Raw genomic sequence first — 21,745 nt, forward strand, 5'->3', positions numbered from 1 at the left:
AATCTATATCGCATTTCAGGTAATAGTTTTTGCGATGAGCTGAAAATATCTACGATGAATCGTTAAATTCGCTTAGTGACTTGTTCATCATCTCAAGATAATTTTTTCTTAGAGGTGTTGTCTATGCCAAGCGAGAGAATGCATCCAACAGGGCGCGACAAAAGGTCGCGTAGTAAAATAAAACCTCAAGGTCATCTGCTTGCGCTCGAGCCGCGGATGATGTTCGACGGCGCAGCCGTTGTTACGGCTGCTGCGACGGTCGCGGCAACGGACGCACCCGATGCCCCGCAAGATACAAGTCGCGTTCCGGTGGACGTGCCCCACGGCCTTTCGCACAACCATTCAGCCCGGCAATGGCAAGATAGCGACGCACGTCAAGATGCGAGCGGCCCCGAGGAAAGCTATCGTCACGGGCCCGAGAGTTGGAGCGAGCGCGCCGTGCGCGCGTTTTCGGATGGTGATGTCGCCGAGGCGGCGGCAGCAATGCCGACCAACATCATCTTCATCGATACCGCTGTCGAAAACTACGCTGAACTGGTGAACGAGTGGTCGGGCAAGGGCGAGGTCGTCCTGATTGATTCTGGCCGCGATGGTATCGACCAGATGATGGCGGCGCTTGCCGGGCGATCGGGGCTGGATGCCATCCATATCGTGAGCCACGGGACTGAAAATCGCTTCATGCTGGGAACCACCAGCATCGACATCGGCGCTGTTCAGGGCGAGCTTGCAGAAGCATTTCGTGCGATCGGCACCAAGCTGAACGCCGATGGCGACATATTGATCTATGGCTGCAACGTCAGTGTCGATGATGCCGGCAAGAGCTTCATCGACACGATCGCTGCAAAAACCGGAGCGGATGTCGCAGCCTCGTCGGACCCGACGGGCGCGGCGGCGAAGGGTGGGGATTGGGTGCTGGAATCGCGCAGTGGCGAGGTCACCGCCTATGTGCTGACGTCCGAACGCTATAACGACCTGTTGCAGCTGACCAATCCCTCGTCGGCGTGGACGATCGCCGGGAACAGCGCGAGCACGACGATCGACGGCGTTACGGTGACGATGACATTCACGGGCACCAACGCCTTTACCGCCCTTACCAACGATACGCTGAACAATATCGCGGCCTTCGCCAACGGCGCGCAGGGCACGCAAGACATCGTCACAACTTTCAACAGCGCGGCTGCGGCGGGGGTCACCGGCACGATCACCATCACGTTCAGCGAAGCGGTGACCAATCCGATCATCAATATCGACCGGCTGGGCGGTGTGGCCGGTACGGGCCTGAGCAATAGTGCGACGCTGACATTGGCGACCGCCGGTGCCACGCTGACCAAGCTGTCGGGATCGGGCCATCTGGTCGTGGGTTCGACGAGCATCGTGCGCCAGCAACTCGTTGCCACGACAGGTGCAGAATCGAGCCTAACCAATAGCGCCGGTACCGCCGCGGGCAGCGTACTGGTCAACGGCACCTTCACATCGCTGACCTTCACCATCTCCGGCGCCGCCGCGGACGGGTTTGAACTCAGTGCGATCATCGACCGAGCGCCGACAGCCCAAAACGACAATTTCACGATCAACCGTGGCACCACCAGTCTGACCGGCAGCCTGTATGCCGACAATGGCAATGGCGCCGACAGCGATGTCCGCAACGACACGCTGACGATCACCCAGATCAACGGCGCCACCTATACTGTCGGATCTGCGATCGCGCTTGCGAATGGAACGCTGACAATCACGAACGCTACTACCGGTGCGTTCACCTTTGTGCCGAACGCCGGATCGTTCGGTACGCAGAGCTTTACCTATACCACGTCTGACGCGAATGGCGGCACCAGCACCGCGACGGTTCAAATTCTCGTCAACGACGTGCCGGTGCTCGATCTCAATTCTACGCCGTCTCTGACCAATAACGTCGCCAACGCCAATTTCACGACCGATCCCTTTGCGGCGGGCGGTGGCTGGACGCGCAGCGACGCCAATTCGACTTACGGCAGCGAGTCTATCCGGTGGACGATCGACGCGGCGGGCAACCGCGACGTGTCGCAAACGGTTACCGGCTTTGCCGGCCCCGGCTCGGGGCCCGGTGGCGGCACGCAGCTTGTGACATCGATTGCCTGGAACAATTCGAGCAATCTCGTCAATGGCGCGGGTCAAGCGGCGACGCTCGACATCGTCGTTGGCGGCATCACCTATGCCCGGATCACCACGGGCGGCCCATCGGGCGGGTTAGTCGGTACCGTCACATATCTGAACGGCGCATCGGGACCGAACACGACGATCGCCGGCAACCAGTCGAGCTCGACCACCGGCTTTAGCGACATCACGATCAACCTGCCGACCGGCATCGCAAACAGCGCCGCGTTGACCTATCGCTTCAACAGCAATGGCGGCGGCTCTGACTTCGCCATCGACAATGTCCGGCTCAATTCGCTGACCGATACGACCAGTGGGCGCGACTGGACCGCCAGCTACACCGAAAACGGCACGCCGGTATCGATCGCCGACACCGATGCGTCGATCACCGACGGCGACAATGCGAATATGCAGTCGGCGGCGATCGTGCTGACGAACGAGCAGGCGGGCGACCGTTTCCGCATAGGCGGAGTCGCGGGCACGATCCTGTCCAATGGATCGACCGGAACGATCAACGGCCTGACTTATACCGTCGTCGATACCGGCAGCACGATCACGATCCAGTTGACCGGCTCGGCGACCAAGGCGGTCTACGCCGACACGATCGAGTCGGTCTTTTTTGAATCGACGTCGGACAATCCGGGCAGCACGTCGCGCGTCATCAACGTCACCGTCAACGACGGCATTACCAATTCCAATACCGCGGTCACGACGATCAGCGTGACGCCGGTCAACGACGCACCGGTCAATAGCATGCCGGCGGCAGGCTATACGATCGCCGAGGATAGCGGTGTATTGGCGCTGACCGGCCTGTCGATTGCCGACATCGATGCGAACAGCGGCAGCTTGACCGTCACACTGTCGGTCCCGGTCGGAAGCGGTGTTCTGAACGCCACCGGCGCGGGCGGCGTCGGCGTCACGGGTTCGGGCACGAACAGCATCGTGCTGACGGGTACGCAGGCGAACATCAACGCCTTCCTCGCGGGCGCATCGCGTCCCACCTATACGCAGGTCGCCGATTTCAACGGCGCCGTCACGCTGACGATGACGACCAATGACGGCGGAAACAACGGTACGGGCGGAGCGCAGAGCGACACCGACAGCGTCACGATTTCGATCACCCCGGTTGCCGATATCGTGGCCGATGCGCCCAGCGTGAATGAGGACACCGTCCTGCTGATTTCGCCGTTGGCGAACGACAGTTTTGAAAGTGCAACGGCACAGATCACCGCGGTGGCGGGTATCGCCATCTTGCCCGGCGGATCGGTGGCGGTGCCCAATGGTACGGTCACGCTCAACGGCTCGAACCAGCTGACCTTCACGTCCGCGGCGAATTTCAATGGGACGTCAACTTTCAGCTATACCGTCACCTCGGGCGGGGTGACCGAAACGGCGAATATCGTCGTCACCGTGAACGCGGTGAATGATGCGCCATCGGGCACCGACGCAACGCTGACCGCCACCGAAGATACGCCCTATACTTTCGCTACGGCGAACTTCGGATTCAGCGATCCGGTCGAAGGCAATGCCTTTGCCGGGGTGGTGATCAGCACATTGCCTGCCAATGGCATACTTCGGCTGAACGGTGTCGCGGTCACCGCCGGCACATTCGTCACCGCAGCGCAGATTGCTGCCGGCCAGCTGACCTGGCAGGGCGCAGCGAACGCGAATGGCAACGGGCTTGGCAGCTTCACCTTCCAGGTCCGCGATAATGGCGGCACCGCGAACGGTGGGCAGGACACCGACCAGAGCCCCAATACGATCAACTTCAACGTCGCGGCGGTCAACGATGCGCCTTCCGGCACCGATGCAGTGCTGACGGCGATCGAAGACACGCCGTTCGCTTTTTCGGCAGCCAATTTCGGTTTCAGCGATCCGGTCGAGGGCAACGCTTTTGCCGGGGTGGTCATCACCACCGTGCCCGCGAACGGGACGATGTTGCTGAACGGCGTTCCGGTCACGGCCGGTACCTTCGTTACCGCGGCACAGCTCGCTGCCGGCCAGTTGACCTGGCAGGGTGCGGCGAACGCGAATGGCAGCGGCTTGGGCAGCTTTACCTTCCAAGTCCGCGACAATGGCGGGACGGCGAATGGCGGGATCGATACCGATCAATCGCCGAACACGATCAGCTTTAACGTCACCGCGGTCAACGACGCGCCCGCCGGTGCCGATGCGGTGCTGACCGCGATCGAAGATACGCCTTACGCCTTCACTGCGGCGAATTTTGGTTTTGCCGACGCCATCGATGGCAACGCCTTCGCCGGTGTGCTGATCACGACCTTGCCCGCGAATGGCACGCTTCGGCTGAACGGGGTTGCGGTCACCGCCGGCACATTCGTCACCGCAGCGCAGATCGCCGCCGGCCAGCTGACCTGGCAGGGTGCGGCGAACGCGAACGGCAACGGGCTGGGCAGCTTCACCTTCCAGGTCCGTGACAATGGCGGCACCTCGAATGGCGGGATCGACACCGACCAGAGCCCCAACACGATCAGTTTTAACGTCACGCCGGTCAACGATGCGCCGTCGGGCACCGACGCGGTGCTGACCGCGATTGAAGATGCGCCCTTCGCCTTCACCGCAGCGAACTTCGGGTTCAGCGATGCTGTCGAGGGCAATGCTTTCGCCGGTGTGGTCATCACCACCGTGCCTGCCAACGGCACGATGCTGCTGAACGGCGTTCCGGTGACTGCTGGAACCTTCGTCACCGCCGCGCAGATCGCGGCAGGCCAGCTGACCTGGCAGGGCGCGGCGAACGCGAACGGCAGCGGCTTGGGCAGCTTTACCTTCCAGGTCCGCGACAATGGCGGCACCGCCAATGGCGGGGTCGATACCGATCAAAGCCCCAACACGATCAGTTTCAACGTCACCCCGGTCAACGACCCACCGTCGGGCACCGACGCGGTGCTCAGCGCCACCGAAGACACGCCCTTTGTCTTTTCCGCAGGCAATTTCGGCTTCACCGATGCCATCGACGGCGATGTCTTTGCGGGCGTCGTCATCACCACTTTGCCGGCCAATGGCACCATGTTGCTGAACGGCGTTCCAGTGACCGCCGGAACCTTTGTTACGGCGGCGCAGCTCGCGGCGGGTCAGCTGGTCTGGCAGGGTGCGGCGAACGCGAATGGCAATGGGCTGGGCAGCTTTACCTTCCAGGTTCGTGACAACGGCGGCACCGCGAATGGCGGGGTCGATACCGATCAATCGCCCAACACCATCAGTTTCAACGTCGCGGCGGTTAACGACGCCCCGGTGCTCGACCTGAACGGCGCGGCAGCCGGCAATAATTACACGGCTGCCTATACCGAAGATGGCGCCGCGGTGGCGATTGCGGCGCCGACGGTCGGTGTCTCCGACGTCGACAGCGTCAATATGCAGTCGGCATCCATCGTCATTACCAACGGGTCGGCGGGCGATGTGCTGTCGATCGCGGGCGCGCTGCCCGCGGGTATTGTCGCGAGCTATAATCCGGCGACCTACACGCTGACGCTCAGTGGGGTGGCATCGTCCGCCAGCTATGCAGCGGCGGTGGCGCAGATCCGCTATGCGACGACGTCCGACACTCCGGCCACGACTGCGCGCACGATCAACGGCACCGTCACCGATTCCGCGGGGCTCAGCTCGGCGATCGCGACGACGACGATCAATGTGACGGCGTTCAACGATCCGATCGTCAACACGATCCGCAGCTATACGGTGGCCGAAGATGGCGCGCTGACATTGTCGGGCCTGTCGGTCAGCGACGCTGACGCTGGAAACGGAACGATTTCGGTCACATTGTCGGTCCCGGCGGGCACAGGGACGATCACCGCCGCGTCGGCTGGGGGTGTCACCATTGCCAATTCGGGCACCAACAGCATCGTACTGAGCGGCACGATCAGCGACATCAACGCCTATCTGGCGAATGCCGCGACACAGCCGGTTTTCCGTCAGGCGGTCGGCGATTTCAACGGTTCGATCCAGCTTGCCATGGTGTCGAACGACAATGGCAATACGGGTTCGGGCGGCGCGACGACCGACACGTCGACGATCACCATCACCGCAGTGGCCGACATCGTCGCCGACACCGCGACGGTCAACGAAGACAATGCGGTGACGATCTCTCCGCTGGCGAACGACAGTTTCGAAAATGCGGCGCCGCAGATTACGGCGGTTGGGGGGCAGGCGATCGCGCCAGGCGGGACGGTCAATGTGCCGAACGGTACTGTCACGCTCAACGCATCGAACCAGCTGATCTTCACGCCTGCTGCCAATTTCAACGGCACCTCGACCTTCAGCTATAGCGTCACATCGGGCGGGGTGGTCGAGACCGCCAATGTCGTCGTCACGGTCAATGCCGTCAACGACACGCCGACACTGACCGTGCCCGCCAATATCGCGACCAATGAAGATACGCCGGTGACGATCACCGGCATCAGTTTCGGCGATGTCGATGCGGGTAGCGGCGCGGTGCGCGTTACGCTGAGCGTGCTGGCCGGCGTGCTCAACTGGGCCGCGGTACCCGGCGTCGCGGTCAGCGGCAATGGCACGGGCACGGTCACGCTGACCGGCACGATCGCCGCGATCAACGCCGGCATGGCGTCGGCGCTGAGCTATACGCCAGCGGCGAACGCCAACGGCCCGGTCACGCTCACGACGACGATCAACGATCAGGGGAACAGCGGGATCGACCCCGGCACGTCGGGCGACGCGAACAGCGAACAGGCGACCGCAACCACGGTGATCGCGATCGCTCCGGTCAACGACGCGCCGGTTGCGGTCAACGACAGCTTTGCGACGACCGAAAATGCGCCGGTGACCTTTGCCGTGCTCGGCAACGACAGCGATATCGACTCGCCGACGCTGACGATTACCCAGATCAACGGCACCGCGATCGTTCCCGGCGGCAGCGTCGCGGTGACCGGCGGCAGCGTGCTACTCAACGCGAATGGCACGCTCACCTTTACCCCGACGACGGGATTCAGCGGCTCGCCGTCGTTCACCTATACGATTTCCGACGGATCCCTGACTGCGACCGCCACGGTGTTCGGCGAGGTCGGAGCGATCAACCATGCGCCCAGCGGCACCGACGCGACACTGACTCTGACCGAAGACGCGACCCATGTCTTTACCGTCGCCAATTTCGGCTTCAGCGACGTGCTCGACGGAAACAGCTTTACCGGTGTCCTGATCACCACGCTGCCCGCCAATGGTACGATGCTGCTGGGCGGCGCGCCGATCAGCCCGGGGACCTTCGTCACCGCGGCGCAGCTTGCCGCGGGCCTGCTCACTTTCACGCCCGCCGCGAACGATAACGGCACGGGCCTGGGCAGCTTCACCTTCCAGGTCCGCGATAACGGCGGCACCGCGAACGGCGGGGTCGACACCGACCAGAGCGCCAACCGGATCAATTTCAACGTCACCCCGGTGAACGACGCGCCCGCCGGCACCGATGCAGTGCTGAATGCGACCGAAGATACGCCGTTCGTGTTTACCGCAGGCAATTTCGGATTCAGCGACCCTGCCGATGGTAACGCCTTTGCCGGCCTTGTCATTTCGACCCTGCCAGCCAATGGCACGCTGACGTTGAATGGCGCGCCGGTCACGGCGGGAAGCTTCGTTACCGCGGCGCAGATTGCTACGGGCGGGCTTGTCTGGACCCCGGCCGCCGACGCGAATGGCAATGGATTGGGTAGCTTCACTTTCCAGGTCCGCGACAATGGCGGCACCGCGAATGGCGGGGTCGATACCGACCAGAGCCCGAACGCGATCAGCTTCAACGTCGCTGCGGTCAACGATGCGCCGGTGGCGGTCAACGACAGCTTTACAATTGCCGAAGATACGCCGGCGACGATCGATGTGCGTGCCAATGATATCGACGTCGATGCGGGCGCGGTGCTGACGGTGGCTGCGGTCAACGGCGCGGCGATCGTTGCGGGCGGGCCGGGTGTGGCGGTGACCGGCGGCACGGTGACGCTCGACGGCCAGGGGCGCCTCGTGTTTACGCCGACGGCTAATTATAACGGCCCGACCTCTTTCACTTATACCGTGCGCGATGAAAATGGCGCGACATCGACCGCGACGGTGACCGGAACGGTTACGCCCGTGGCCGATCCGGTTGTCAACACTGTCCCCGCGACGGTGACCGGGGCCGAAGATACGGTTATCCAGTTCAGCACCGCCAATGGGCAGATCGTCTCGGTCAGCGACCCCGACAATGGCACGCTGACGGTAACCTTGACCGGCACGAATGGGCTTTTGTCGCTGTCGACGGTGGCCGGGCTGACCTTTACCGGCGGCGACGGCACGCTCGATACGACGATGACGTTCAGCGGATCGGCCGCGGCGATCAATGCCGCGCTCGACGGCCTGCGGTTCCAGCCCAATCCAGATTATAACGGCCCGGCGCAGATCAGCATGACCACCAGCCGCGCGCCCGACGGCGCGGTCGATACCGACGTTATCGCGATTACCCTGACGCCGGTTGCCGATATCGTTGCCGACACCGTGACGACGACCGAGGACACGCCAATCAGCTTCAACGTGCTGACGGGATCGAATGGCGCGTCGCCCGACAATTTCGAGGATACAGGGCGCGTCGTCACCTCGGTGACCCAGCCGCCCGCCGGACAGGGCAGCGTGACCTTCGCCGCGAACGGGGCGATCATCTATACACCGCCCGCCGATTTCAACGGCACGACCAGTTTCACCTATACGGTCACAGCGGGCGGCGTGACCGAAACCGCAACGGTGACGGTCAATGTGACTGCGGTGAACGACGCCCCGACACTCGACCTCGACGGCGCGGCGGGCGGCACCGGCTATGCGACCAGCTATACCGAAAATGGCGCGGGCACCGCGATCATCGCGCCCGGCGGCATCGTCGCCGACATCGACAGCGCGGCGCTGACCAGCGCGACGGTAGTGATCGCCAACGGATCGGCGGGCGATATTTTGTCGATCGTCGGTGCGCTCCCGGCCGGGATTACCGCCAGTTATGATCCGTCGACCTTCACGCTGACCCTGTCGGGCGCGGCGGCGCCCGCGGCATACAAGGCCGCGCTCGATGCGGTGCGCTATGCCTCGACGTCGGATAGCCCCGCCTCTGCCGCGCGCACGATCGATGTCACCGTCAGCGACGGCGCGCTCAGTTCGGCGTCCGCGCGCGCGACGGTTACGATCATCCCGGTGAACGACGCACCGGCGGGCACCGATGCGGTGCTGAACGCCACCGAAGACACGCCCTTTGTGTTCACCGCCGGCAATTTCGGTTTCAGCGACGCGGCGGAGGGCGATGGCTTTGCCGGCGTCGTCATCACGACGCTGCCCGCGAATGGCGTCCTGACGCTGAACGGTGTCGCCGTCACCGCGAACAGCTTTGTCACCGCGGCGCAGATCGCGGCGGGACAGCTTGTCTGGACGCCCGCCGCAGATGCCAATGGTGCCGGGCTCGGCAGTTTCACGTTCCAGGTCCGCGACAATGGCGGCACGGCGAATGGCGGGATCGACACCGACCAGTCGCCCAACACAATCAGCTTCACCGTCGCCAACATCAATGATGCGCCGGTTTCCAGCGACCTGGCGGTGACGATTGTCGAAGACAATGTGCTGAACGGCACGCTGCCGGGCTACACCGACGCCGACGGCGATATCGCGACCTATCGCGCGGGTTCGACGACACCCGCGCATGGCATAGTGACGATCAATCCCGACGGCACCTACAGCTATACGCCTGCGGCCGATTTCAACGGCACGGACATCTTCTCCTTCATCGTCGACGACGGCAATGGCGGGACGGTCGAGCGGCAGGTGACGATCACCGTCACGCCGGTCAACGATGCCCCGGTGGTGACCAGCCCGATCCCTGACCGCACGCGGCCTGATGGCGCGAGCGTCAGTTTCGACACCTCGACCTTCTTTGCCGATCTGGCCGATGGCGACGCGTTGAGCTTCAGCGCGATGGGCCTGCCCGCCGGTCTGACAATCAATGCCGCGGGTCTGATCAGCGGGACGATCGACCCGGCGGCCAGCCAGGGCGGGGTAGGGGGCGTCTACACCGTCGTCGTCACGGCCAGCGACGGCAATGGTGGTACGGTCAGCGATACCTTCACCTTCACTGTAACCAACCCGGCGCCGGTGGCCGTAGACGACGCGGTGACCACCGCGGAGGACACCGCCGTCACCCTCAACCTGCTCGACGGGTCGGCCAGCGGCGGTACGCCCGACAGCGACACCGACGGGGATCCGCTGACCATTACCTCCGCTACCGCGAGCAATGGCACCGTGACGATTGGCGCGAATGGTGCGGTCACCTATACGCCCAACGCCAATTTCAACGGCACCGACACGATCGTTTATACGATTTCGGACGGCAATGGCGGCACCGCGCAGGCGGTGGTGACGGTGACGGTGACACCGGTCAACGACGCGCCTTCGACGACCCCGATCCCCGACCGGCTGCGGAATGACGGCGACACGGTTTCATTCAACGCCGCGACCTTCTTCAGCGACGTCGACGGCAATACGCTGACCTATTCGGCGACGGGTCTGCCGCCGGGGCTGAGCATCGATCCGGTGACCGGAGTGATATCCGGCACGATCACGGCCGGCGCTTCGGGCTCGACCGGTTCGACCGTCTATACCATCACCGTCACCGCGAACGACGGCAATGGCGGCCAGTCGTCGATCACCTATCGCAACACGGTGGTGAATATCGCGCCGAACGCCAATGACGACAGCGCGACGACCAATGAGGACACCTCGGTCGATATCGCAGTGCTCGCGAATGACGTCGATCCAGACGGCGATGCGACCTTCATCGTCCGCGTCAACAACCAGTCGCTGACCGTTGGCGGTCCCGCGGTCGACACCGCGAATGGCAGCGTCCAACTGGTCAACGTCGGCGGCGTGACGATGCTCCGTTTCACCCCCGATGCCGATTATAATGGCACCGAATCCTTCACTTACACGATCGACGACGGAAACAGCGGCATCAACACCGCGGTCGTCACGGTCAACGTCCTGCCGGTCAACGACGGTCCGATCTCGCAGCAGCCGATCCCCGATCGCGTCCGCGCCGATGGCCAGACCTTCGATTATGACATGGGCGATTTCTTCAGCGATCCCGATGGCGACACGCTCAACTTCGTCGTGACCGGCTTGCCGGTCGGGCTGACGATGAATCCCGCGACCGGCGTGATCTCCGGAACGATCGACAAAAATGCCAGCCAGGGCGGCCCGGCAGGGAACGGCATCTATACCGTCACGGTCACCGCCTATGACCGGCCCGGCGCGACGGGGCTTTCGCAGACGCGCAGCTTCACGCTCACAACCACCAACCCCGGGCCGACGGCAAACAATGACACGGTCACCACGGCCGAAGACACGCCGCTGGTCGTCAATGTGCTGGGCAACGACGTCGATCCCGACGGCGATCCGCTGACCGTGACCAGCGCATTGGCCGCGAACGGCTTGGTGACGATCAACGCCGACGGCACCTTGTCCTACACGCCCAATGCCGATTTCAACGGCACCGACACGATCATCTATACGATCGACGACGGCAATGGCGGAACGTCAAGCGCGACGGTGACCGTCACTGTCAGCGCGGTCAACGACGCGCCGACCGTGACGCCCATTCCCGCGATCACGACCAGCGACGACGCGGTCATCGATTTCGACGTGGGAAGCTATTTCAGCGACGTCGATGCCGGCACCGATCTCGACTTCTCATTCACCGGCACCTTGCCCCCCGGGCTCAGCTTCGACGCCGAAACCGGCCGGATCAGCGGCACGCTGACCAACGACGCCTCGGCGAATACGCCCTATGTCATGATCATCACCGCCGACGACGGCAATGGCGGGACGGTCCAGACGACGCTGACCTGGAATATCCAGAACCTGCCGCCGCAGGCCTTTGCCGACACGCTGCGCCTGTCCGAAGATGCAGGTCCGACTAGCGGCACCAATGTGCTCGACAATGATGTCGATCCCGATGGCGACGGTAAAGTCGTCGCAGCGATCAACGGCGATCCCGCGGGCGTTGGCCAGCCGGTGACCGGTTCGAACGGCGGGACGTTCATCGTCAACGCCGACGGAACCTATACCTTCGATCCCGGCTCGGACTTCGGCGATCTGCAGGTCGGTGAATCGCGCACGACGGTGATCACCTATTTGCTCGACGATACCGACGGCGGTTTCGACACCGGCTTTATCACCGTCACCGTCGACGGCACCAACGATGCGCCGGTCGCCGCGGTCATTCCCGATATTGCCGGCGCCGACAGCCAGTCGGTGACCGCCAACCCGATCGATGTGGCGAGCTTTTTCAGCGATGTAGAGGGCGACGCCCTGACGTTCAGCGCGACGGGCCTGCCGCCGGGGCTGTCGATGGATAGCGCCGGACGGATCACCGGTATCATTGCCGCCAATGCTTCGGTCAACGGCCCCTATACGGTCGTGGTCACGGCCAGCGACGGTCGCACGACGACGACGCAGAGCTTCGAATATAGCGTCGCCAATCCGGCGCCGACTGCGGTCAACGACCTCACGACGACGGTCGAGGACACCGCGATCGATATCGACGTGCTCGCAAACGACACCGATCCCGACGGCGACACCTTGGTCGTCGACCCGACGTTCCCGCCGATCGCCGCCAACGGCACGGTCACAATCAACCCAGACGGGACGCTGCATTATGTCCCGAACTCCGATTACAACGGCATCGACACGATCATCTATCGCCTCAGCGACGGGCAGGGCGGGTTCAGCACCGGGGTGGTCAACGTCAATGTCGGGGTCGTCAATGACGCGCCGGTCGGAACGCCGATCCCCAATACCGAACGCAACGACGGCGCGTCGGTGTCGATCAATGTGTCGGGTTATTTCTCCGACATCGACGGCGACACGCTCAGCTATACGGTCACCGGACTGCCGCAGGGGCTGACCCTCGACCCGGTGACCGGGGTCATCTCGGGCACGATCGTGTCGGGCGCCTCAGGGCCGACCGGACGGTCGGACTATAGCGTCCAGATCACCGCGAATGATGGCAATGGCGGCACCACGTCGGTCACCTTCACCCTGACCGCGGTCAATATCGCGCCGATTGCCAACGCCGACAGCGCGGTGACCAACGAAGACACGGCGGTCAACATCGCCGTGCTGGCCAACGACAGCGATCCCGACGGCGACGGCGTCGCGGTCATCCGCGTCAACAACGTCACCCTGACGCTCGGCGTGCCGGTGACAGTCACCGACGGAACGGTCACCCTCGTCGACGTCGGCGGGGTCCGGATGCTGCGCTTCGTGCCCAATCCCGATTTCAACGGCACCACGACGTTCAGCTATGCGATCGGCGACGGCAATGGCGGGTTCGACGATGCGGTGGTCAGCATCAACGTCGCCGCGACCAACGATACGCCCGTCGCCGCCAGCCCGGCGCCCGACCGCACCCAGCCCGACAGCGCCAGCGTCAGCTTCGATATTTCCTCCTACTTCAGCGACATCGACGGCGATGACCTCGATTACGACATCACCGGGCTTCCGCCGGGACTGACCTATGACGCCGAAACGGGGCTGGTCAGCGGCACGATCGCGGCCAATGCCAGCCAGGGCGGCGTCGGCGGAGTTTATAGCGTGACGATCGTTGCACGCGATCCGTTCGGGGCGACGGTCACGCAAAGCTTTGACTTCACGGTGACAAACCCACCCCCGGTCGCGGCAAACGATATCGTCTCGGTCGCCGAGGACGGCAGCGTCACCTTCGATCCGATCACCGGCGTAGGCACGGTCAGCGGCGCGGCCGGTGCCGATGTCGATCCCGATGGCGATACGCTGACGGTCGTCACCGTCGCGGGTGGTCAGCCGATCGCGCCGGGATCGCCCGTCAGCCTGCCGTCGGGCGTGCTGTCGATGAACCCCGACGGGACGCTGACCTTTGTTCCCATTGCCGATTTCAACGGCCCGGTGACGATCACCTATACCGTGTCGGATGGCAATGGCGGAACCGCACAGGCGGTGATCACGATCAATGTCGACCCCCGCAACGATACGCCGACCGTCGATCTGAACGGTGCCGGCGCCGGTGTGGACCGCGGCGTCGGTTTTGCCGAGGGCGATGCGCCCGTTTCGATCGTGACCGCAGACGGGTCGGCGTTCGATGTCGAGGACGAGATCGTCAGCCTCGATATCGCGCTCGCCGGTTTTGTCGATGCGGGGCAAGAGATCATCCACCTGAACGGGCGGATCGATTTCGTCGCCGGTACGCCGTCGACCGGAACGGTCACCTTTGGCGCCGCGACCTTCAGCTACAACTATGACGGCGCGGGTTTGCTCCATATCGAAAATGCGGCCGGGGCAGGGACGCCCATATCGCGCGACGATGTCACGGCGCTGATCCGCGCGCTGCAATATGAAAACCGCAGCGAGGATCCGACCGCCGGAGACCGCAGTCTGACTTTCACCGTGACCGATGCACAGGGTGCGACCTCGGCAGCGGCAGTTGCCACGATCGCGGTGACGCCGGTCAACGACGCGCCTACCTCGACGCCGATCGCGGCGCAGTCGGGCAGCGATGCCGCGGTGGTCAGTCTCGACGTCTCGGGCAATTTTGCCGACGCCGATGGCACGCTGACCTTCGCCGCGACCGGCCTGCCACCGGGGCTGGCGATCGATCCCGCGACGGGCGTTGTTTCCGGCATCATCGACCGGTCGGCGAGCGTTGGCGGACCCTATAATGTCACGGTCACCGCGACCGACGATGGCGGCGCCATAACGCAGCAGAGCTTTGCCTGGACCGTCGTCAATCCGGCCCCGACAGCGGTCGACGATGTGCTGACGGTTTCGGAAAATGCACTGGGCAGCGGTGATGTGACGCCCGGCACCGCGGGACAGGACAGCGATCCCGACGGCGATCCGCTGACCGTGAGCGCGGTCAATGGTGTGGCGGCAAATGTCGGCGCCGCGGTGGCTGGATCGGCTGGCGGCAACTTCACCATCGCCGCCGACGGCAGCTATGGTTTCGACCCCGGCACCGCATTCGACGATCTGGGCGCCGGTCAAACGCGCACGACATCGGTGACATACACCATCAGCGACGGGCAGGGCGGGACGAGCACCGCCACCGTGACGGTGACTGTGACCGGGACTAACGACGCGCCGGTCGCCGGCACCCTGCCGGCACAGGCGTCGAACGACGGCGCAACGGTCCAGATTCCTACAGCTGCGGCGTTCAGCGACAGCGATGGCAGCGATACTCTGGTCTTTACCGCGACCGGTCTGCCGCCGGGGCTGTCGATCGATCCAGTCACGGGCGAGATCGTCGGAACGTTGGCCAGCGGGGCAAGCCAGGCAGGCCCCTATGCGATCACCGTCATCGCCACCGACACCAGCGGTGTTTCGGCATCGGCGGGCTTTACCCTGTCGGTCGCCAATTTGCCGCCGGTGGCGGCCGACGATAGCGGCTCAACCGCCGAAGATACGCCCTTCTCGGGCTCGGTCGCGACGAACGACAGCGACACCGGCCCCGATAATGACCCGCTCAGCTATAGCGTCGTCGATCAGCCCGCGAACGGCACGCTGATCTTCTTCCCCGACGGGCGCTATACCTATACCCCCAACACCGATTTCAACGGCACCGACGCCTTCACCTATCGCGTCGATGACGGCAATGGCGGCACTGCGGTGGCGACCGTGACCCTGACGGTGACGCCGGTGAACGACGGCCCGGTGGCGGTGAACGACAATTTCGTCACCGCCGAGGACACGCCCGTCACCTTCGATGTGCGGGCGAACGATATCGACGACGACGGTCCGTCGCTGACGGTCACCGCCATCGACGGGACGGCGATTGCCGCGAACCAAAGCGTGTCGGTCGTGGGCGGTAGTGTGACGCTCAATCCCGACGGCACGCTGACCTTTACGCCGAACGCCAATTACAATGGTGCGCCGCAATTCACCTACACCGTGTCCGACGGTCAGCTGTCGAATACCGCGACGGTGCAGGGCGTCGTCACGCCGGTCAACGACGCGCCGGCCGCATCGGCGCCGCCGGCGACGACGGCCGAAGATACCCCCGTCAGCGGGCAGATTGTCGCATCGGACGTCGATGGCGATACGCTTGGCTATACCGTCACCACCGCACCGGCGAACGGCATCGTCACGGTCAACACGGACGGCAGCTACACCTACACGCCGAACGCCAATTTCAACGGCACCGACAGCTTTGCGGTGAGTGTCAGCGACGGCAATGGCGGGACGACATTGGTGACGATCCCGGTTACCGTGACTCCGGTCAACGACGCGCCCGTCGCGTCTTCGCCGCCCGAAACGGCGGTCGAAGATACGCCGGTGAGCGGCATCATCACCTCGTCTGACTCCGATGGCGATCCGCTAACCTTCGCGGTCACAACCGCACCCGCCAATGGCAGTGTCACGGTCAATCCGGACGGCAGCTACACCTACACACCCAACGCCAATTTCAACGGCAGCGACAGCTTCACTGTCACCGTCAGCGACGGCAATGGCGGGACGGCGCTGGTCACGATTCCGATCGCCGTGACGCCGGTCAACGACGCGCCAGTGGCCTCGGCTCCGCCCGCGACGACGGCCGAAGACACGCCGGTCAGCGGTCAGATCGCGGCGTCGGACGCCGATGGTGATCCGCTCACCTTCACCGTCGTCACGGCGCCGACCAATGGCGTGCTGATCGTGAATGCGGACGGTAGCTACACCTACACGCCCAACGCCGATTTCAACGGCAGCGACAGCTTCACGGTCAGCGTCAGCGACGGTAATGGTGGCACGGTGCTGGTAGCCATGCCGGTGACGGTGGTCTCGGTCAACGACGTGCCCAGCGCCTCGGCCCCGCCCGCAGCGACGACCGAAGATACGCCGGTCAGCGGCCAGATCGCGGCATTCGATGCCGACGGCGACCCGCTGACCTATGCGGTCACCACGGCGCCGGCGAATGGTAGTGTCACAGTCAATGCGAGCGGCGGCTATACCTATACGCCGAACGCCAATTTCAGCGGTAGCGACAGTTTCGTGGTCACGGTAAGCGACGGCAATGGCGGCACGACGCTGGTCACGATCCCGGTCACCGTTGCGTCCGTCAACGATGCGCCGACTGCCTCCGCACCTCCAGCCTCGACGCCCGAAGATACTCCGGTCAGCGGCCAGATCACCGCATCGGATCCCGATGGCGATCCGCTGAGCTATGCTGTCACGATTGCGCCGGCCCACGGCACGGTCGTCGTCGGCGCCGACGGCAGCTATACCTATACCCCCGACGCCAATTTCGATGGTGCCGACAGCTTCACGGTCACCGTCAGCGATGGCAATGGCGGCACGGTGCTGGTGACGATCCCGGTCACCGTCACCCCCGTCAACGATGCGCCCGTCGCCTCGGCCCTGCCGCCCACCACGGCGCAGAATACGCCGGTCAATGGTCAGATCATCGCATCGGATGCCGACGGCGATCCGCTGACCTATACCGTCACCACCGCGCCCGCCAACGGCACGATCACGATCAACCCGAACGGCAGCTATACCTATACGCCCAAGACCGGATTTGTCGGCAGCGACAGCTTCACGGTCACGGTCAGCGACGGCAATGGCGGTACCACCACGGTAGCGGTTCCGGTCACCATCGTGCTGGTCAACAATGCACCGGCCGGAAGCGCACCGCCCGTGACGACCGCCGAAGACACGCCGGTGAACGGCAAGATCACCGCCGCCGATCCCAATGGCGATCCGCTCGGATATGCCATCACGACCGCGCCCGCGAACGGCACGGCCGTTGTCAATCCGGACGGCAGCTATACCTATACCCCCAACGCCAATTTCAGCGGCAATGACAGCTTCATCGTCACGGTCAGCGACGGCAACGGCGGCACCCTGCAGGTGGCGGTTGCGATCACGGTATCGCCGGTAAACGATGCCCCCACGGCGTCGTCACCCCCAGCATCGACCAGCGAAGACACGCCCGTTTCGGGCCAGATTGCGGCATCCGATGTCGAGGGCGACCCGCTGAGTTACACCGTTAGCACCGCGCCCACCAACGGCAGCGTGACGATCAACGCGAACGGGACCTATACATACACACCGAACGCCAATTTCAGCGGCAGCGACAGCTTCACCGTGACGGTCAGCGACGGCAATGGCGGCACGGTGCTGGTGACGATCCCGGTGACCATCACGCCGGTAAATGATGCGCCGACAGCATCGGCGCCGCCGGCATCGGTGTCCGAAGACACGCCGTTCAGCGGCCAGATCACCGCGTCGGACCCCGATGGCGATCCACTGACCTATGCCGTGTCGATCCCGCCGACCCATGGGGTCCTGACGCTCAACCCCGACGGCAGCTACACCTATGCGCCCGACGCCAATTTTAACGGGAGCGACAGCTTCACCGTGACGGTCAGCGACGGAAATGGCGGCACCGTGCTGGTGACCGTCCCGATCACGGTTGCATCGGTCAACGACGTGCCGACGGCCTCTGCGCCGCCCGCGACGACCGCCGAAGATACACCGGTGAGCGGCCAGATCACCGCGTCGGATGGCGACGGCGATCCGCTCACCTATACCGTGAGCACAGCGCCCGCCAACGGCAGCGTCACGATCAATGCGAACGGCAGCTATACCTACACGCCGAACGCCAATTTCAACGGCAGCGACAGCTTTACCGTGACAGTCAGCGACGGCAATGGCGGCACAGTGCTGGTGACTGTCCCCGTCACCGTGACCCCTGTCAACGACGCGCCGACCGCTTCGGCTCCGCCCGCGAATGTGTTCGAAGGAACACCCTTTACCGGCCAGGTCGTCGGATCCGATGTTGATGGCGATACGCTGACTTATATCGTGGCCTTCCCGCCGACACAGGGCGTCGTGACCGTCAATCCCGATGGTAGCTATGTCTACACGCCGAAGCCCGGCTTTTTGGGAAGCGACAGCTTTTCGGTGCGGGTCAGCGACGGGCGCGGGGGATCGGTCCTCATCGTCGTACCGGTGACCGTGGGCCCGGCGAATACCGCCCCGACCGACGGGGATGAGAGCGTGACCGTGCCGCAGGACACGCCGGTTACCGTGCCGGTGCTGGACAATGCCGCCGATGCCGACGGCGATCCGTTGACGGTCATCGCCGCCAGCGCCTCGGTGGGCAGCGTTACGATCAACGCCGATGGTACGATCACATTCGTGCCCCCGCCCGGCTTCGCCGGGACGGCGGTCATCACCTACACCGTGTCCGACGGACGCGGCGGCGAAGTGGAGTCGCAGATCGTCGTGACCGTGGTCAATGCGGGCGTCGATGTGAACGCGCTGCTCGGCAGCGGCGTGGGTAACGATCTGGAGCGGGTCGAGGTCGTCCGTCCGTCCGACGAAGCCGAATTCCGCGCGCGGCCCATCATCCTTGATGCGGTCAACGGCGTGCGGTCGCTCAACGGGACGCCCCTTCTCGACACAAGGGCTCCGGTGCTCGCCGCGGTGAACGGCATCGATGCGCTGAACGGCACCCGGTCGCTGACCGATACGGCCCACCCGATCAACAGCGTGGTGCGCTACCTCGATCGCTTCACGATCATGAAGTCCGATATCGACCGGATGTTCGAAAACCGTTTCGATGCGACCGACATCCAGCGTCCCGAAGGCTTCTCTGTCCGGACGCTGACCACAGACGATCATCAGATGGTGCTGGAATCGATCGTCCGCAGCCATGTGATCTATCTCGAGCTGCGTGACGAGGCGGGAGGCGGCACACCGCCGATCACCGAATATCAGCTACGCACCCGCGACGGAAAACCGCTTCCCGACTGGATCAGCTTCGACGCGCGCGGGCTGGCGATCATCGAGCGTCCTGCCGACGCCGACGAATTGCGACTGGTGGCAATCGGCATTCGTGCCGACGGACATCGCATTGAAATACCGGTGCTCATCCAGGGCGCAACGGGGGAAATCCAGCTCGATGCCCCGGTCGCCAAGCGCGAGATCGGCGCTGCCGCTCCGCTGGGGGATATCATGGCGAAAGCCAGCACTTCCAGTTTGTCAGAAACCGAAAAACTCTTGTCGGCCTTTGGGGGGTAGGATTGGCATCGGCTATTTTCGGAAGTTTCGTCTTCGTTCGTCTTTCAACGGGGTTTAACGATGAAGAATGTCTTGTTCATTGCCAGCGTGTCGATGGCGGCACTGCTCACGGGGTGCACCGTCACCCCGAAACCGCTGACGGCCAGCGAGATCGCGACCACCGCAGATCGCAACATCCAGGCCGTCGACGCCAACCAGGAACCGGTTTCGGGTCCGATCGACCTGTATGAAGCGATGGCCCGCGCACTCAAATACAACCTCGATTACAAGGTCGAGATGGCGCAGGAGGCGCTGAAGGGTCGCGAGCTCGATTCCGCGCGCTTCGACATGCTGCCGCAGCTCGTCGCGAGTTCGGGCTACGCCGGCCGCAGCAATTATTCGGGCGCCAGTTCGCTGTCGCTGCTGTCGGGCCGCCAGTCGCTGGAACCGTCGACCTCGTCCGAAAAGAATGTTTTCACCGCCGACCTAGGGCTGAGCTGGGACGTGCTCGACTTTGGCCTTTCCTATGTTCGCGCACAGCAAAAGGCAGACGAGGTTCTCATCTCGATGGAGGCGCGGCGCAAGGTCGCGAACCGGATCATCGAGGATGTCCGCACCTCTTATTGGCGCGCGGTCAGCGCCGAACGGTTGCTGACTAAGCTCGGCGAGTTGGAAACGTCGGTGACGACCACGCTGGGCAATTCGGAGCGGCTGGCCGAGCGGCGGCTGTCGGCGCCTTTGACCGCGCTGACCTATCAGCGCGAGCTGGTCGATATCCAGATCCAGATCCGCCAGCTGCAACGTGAACTGGTGATCGCAAAGGCGCAGCTGGCAGCGCTGATGAACCTGAAACCGGGAACGCCATTCACGCTGGTCCTGCCCGACCGTGCGGAAAAGCTGCCGGACATCAAGCTCAGCGGCGAGGACATGATGATGACCGCGCTGCGCAATCGCTCCGAACTGCGCGAGGTCAGCTATCGCCAGCGCATCACGGCGAAGGAGCTGGACGCGGTGCTGCTCCGCGCGCTTCCGAATTTCAAGGCGGTGCTGGGGGTCAATTATGACTCGAACGATTTCCTTTATAACAACGACTGGTTGAACGTCGGCGCGCGCGCGAGCTGGAACGTGCTGAACCTGTTCAAGGTGCCGGCGCAAAAAAAGGCCGTGCAGGCACAGCAGGACCTGTTGCAACAGCGCGAAATGGCGCTGACGATGGCAGTGATCACCCAAGTCAATGTGTCGCGCGCACGCTTTGGCCATCTGTCCGAAGAGCTGGGGTCCGCCGACCATCAATATCGGGTGCAGGAAAAGATCATGTACCAGATCCGATCTGGCTTCAAAGCGGGCGCGATCAGCCAGCAGACGCTGCTGCGCGAAGAAATGAATACCCTCGTGAGCGAGGTGAAATATGATATAGCCTATGCGGCGGCCCAGAACGCTTACGCCAATCTTTTCGGGTCGATGGGCATCGATGATTTCGGCCCCGACATCAGCGGCACGGAGGATGTCGCGGCACTTTCCTCATCACTCAAACGACTCTGGCAGGACCGCGAAACCGCGCTCAAGCTCGACTGAAAGGAGT

Annotated in this window: 2 protein-coding genes; both read left to right on the forward strand. The window is 63.7% G+C overall.

Translation table 11 applies throughout. The features are described 5' to 3' along the window. Window positions 1–438: 438 nt before the first annotated feature. Window positions 439–20,184, forward strand: a complete 19,746-nt coding sequence (locus BLW56_RS10245; protein WP_177175901.1) for an Ig-like domain-containing protein — start codon at window positions 439–441, stop codon at window positions 20,182–20,184. Window positions 20,185–20,244: 60 nt separating this feature from the next. Continuing rightward, window positions 20,245–21,738, forward strand: a complete 1,494-nt coding sequence (locus BLW56_RS10250; protein WP_093510393.1) for a TolC family protein — start codon at window positions 20,245–20,247, stop codon at window positions 21,736–21,738. The last annotated feature ends 7 nt before the right edge of the window (window positions 21,739–21,745 follow it).

The organism is Sphingopyxis sp. YR583, from assembly GCF_900108295.1.
In the GTDB taxonomy this organism is placed as follows: Bacteria; Pseudomonadota; Alphaproteobacteria; order Sphingomonadales; family Sphingomonadaceae; genus Sphingopyxis.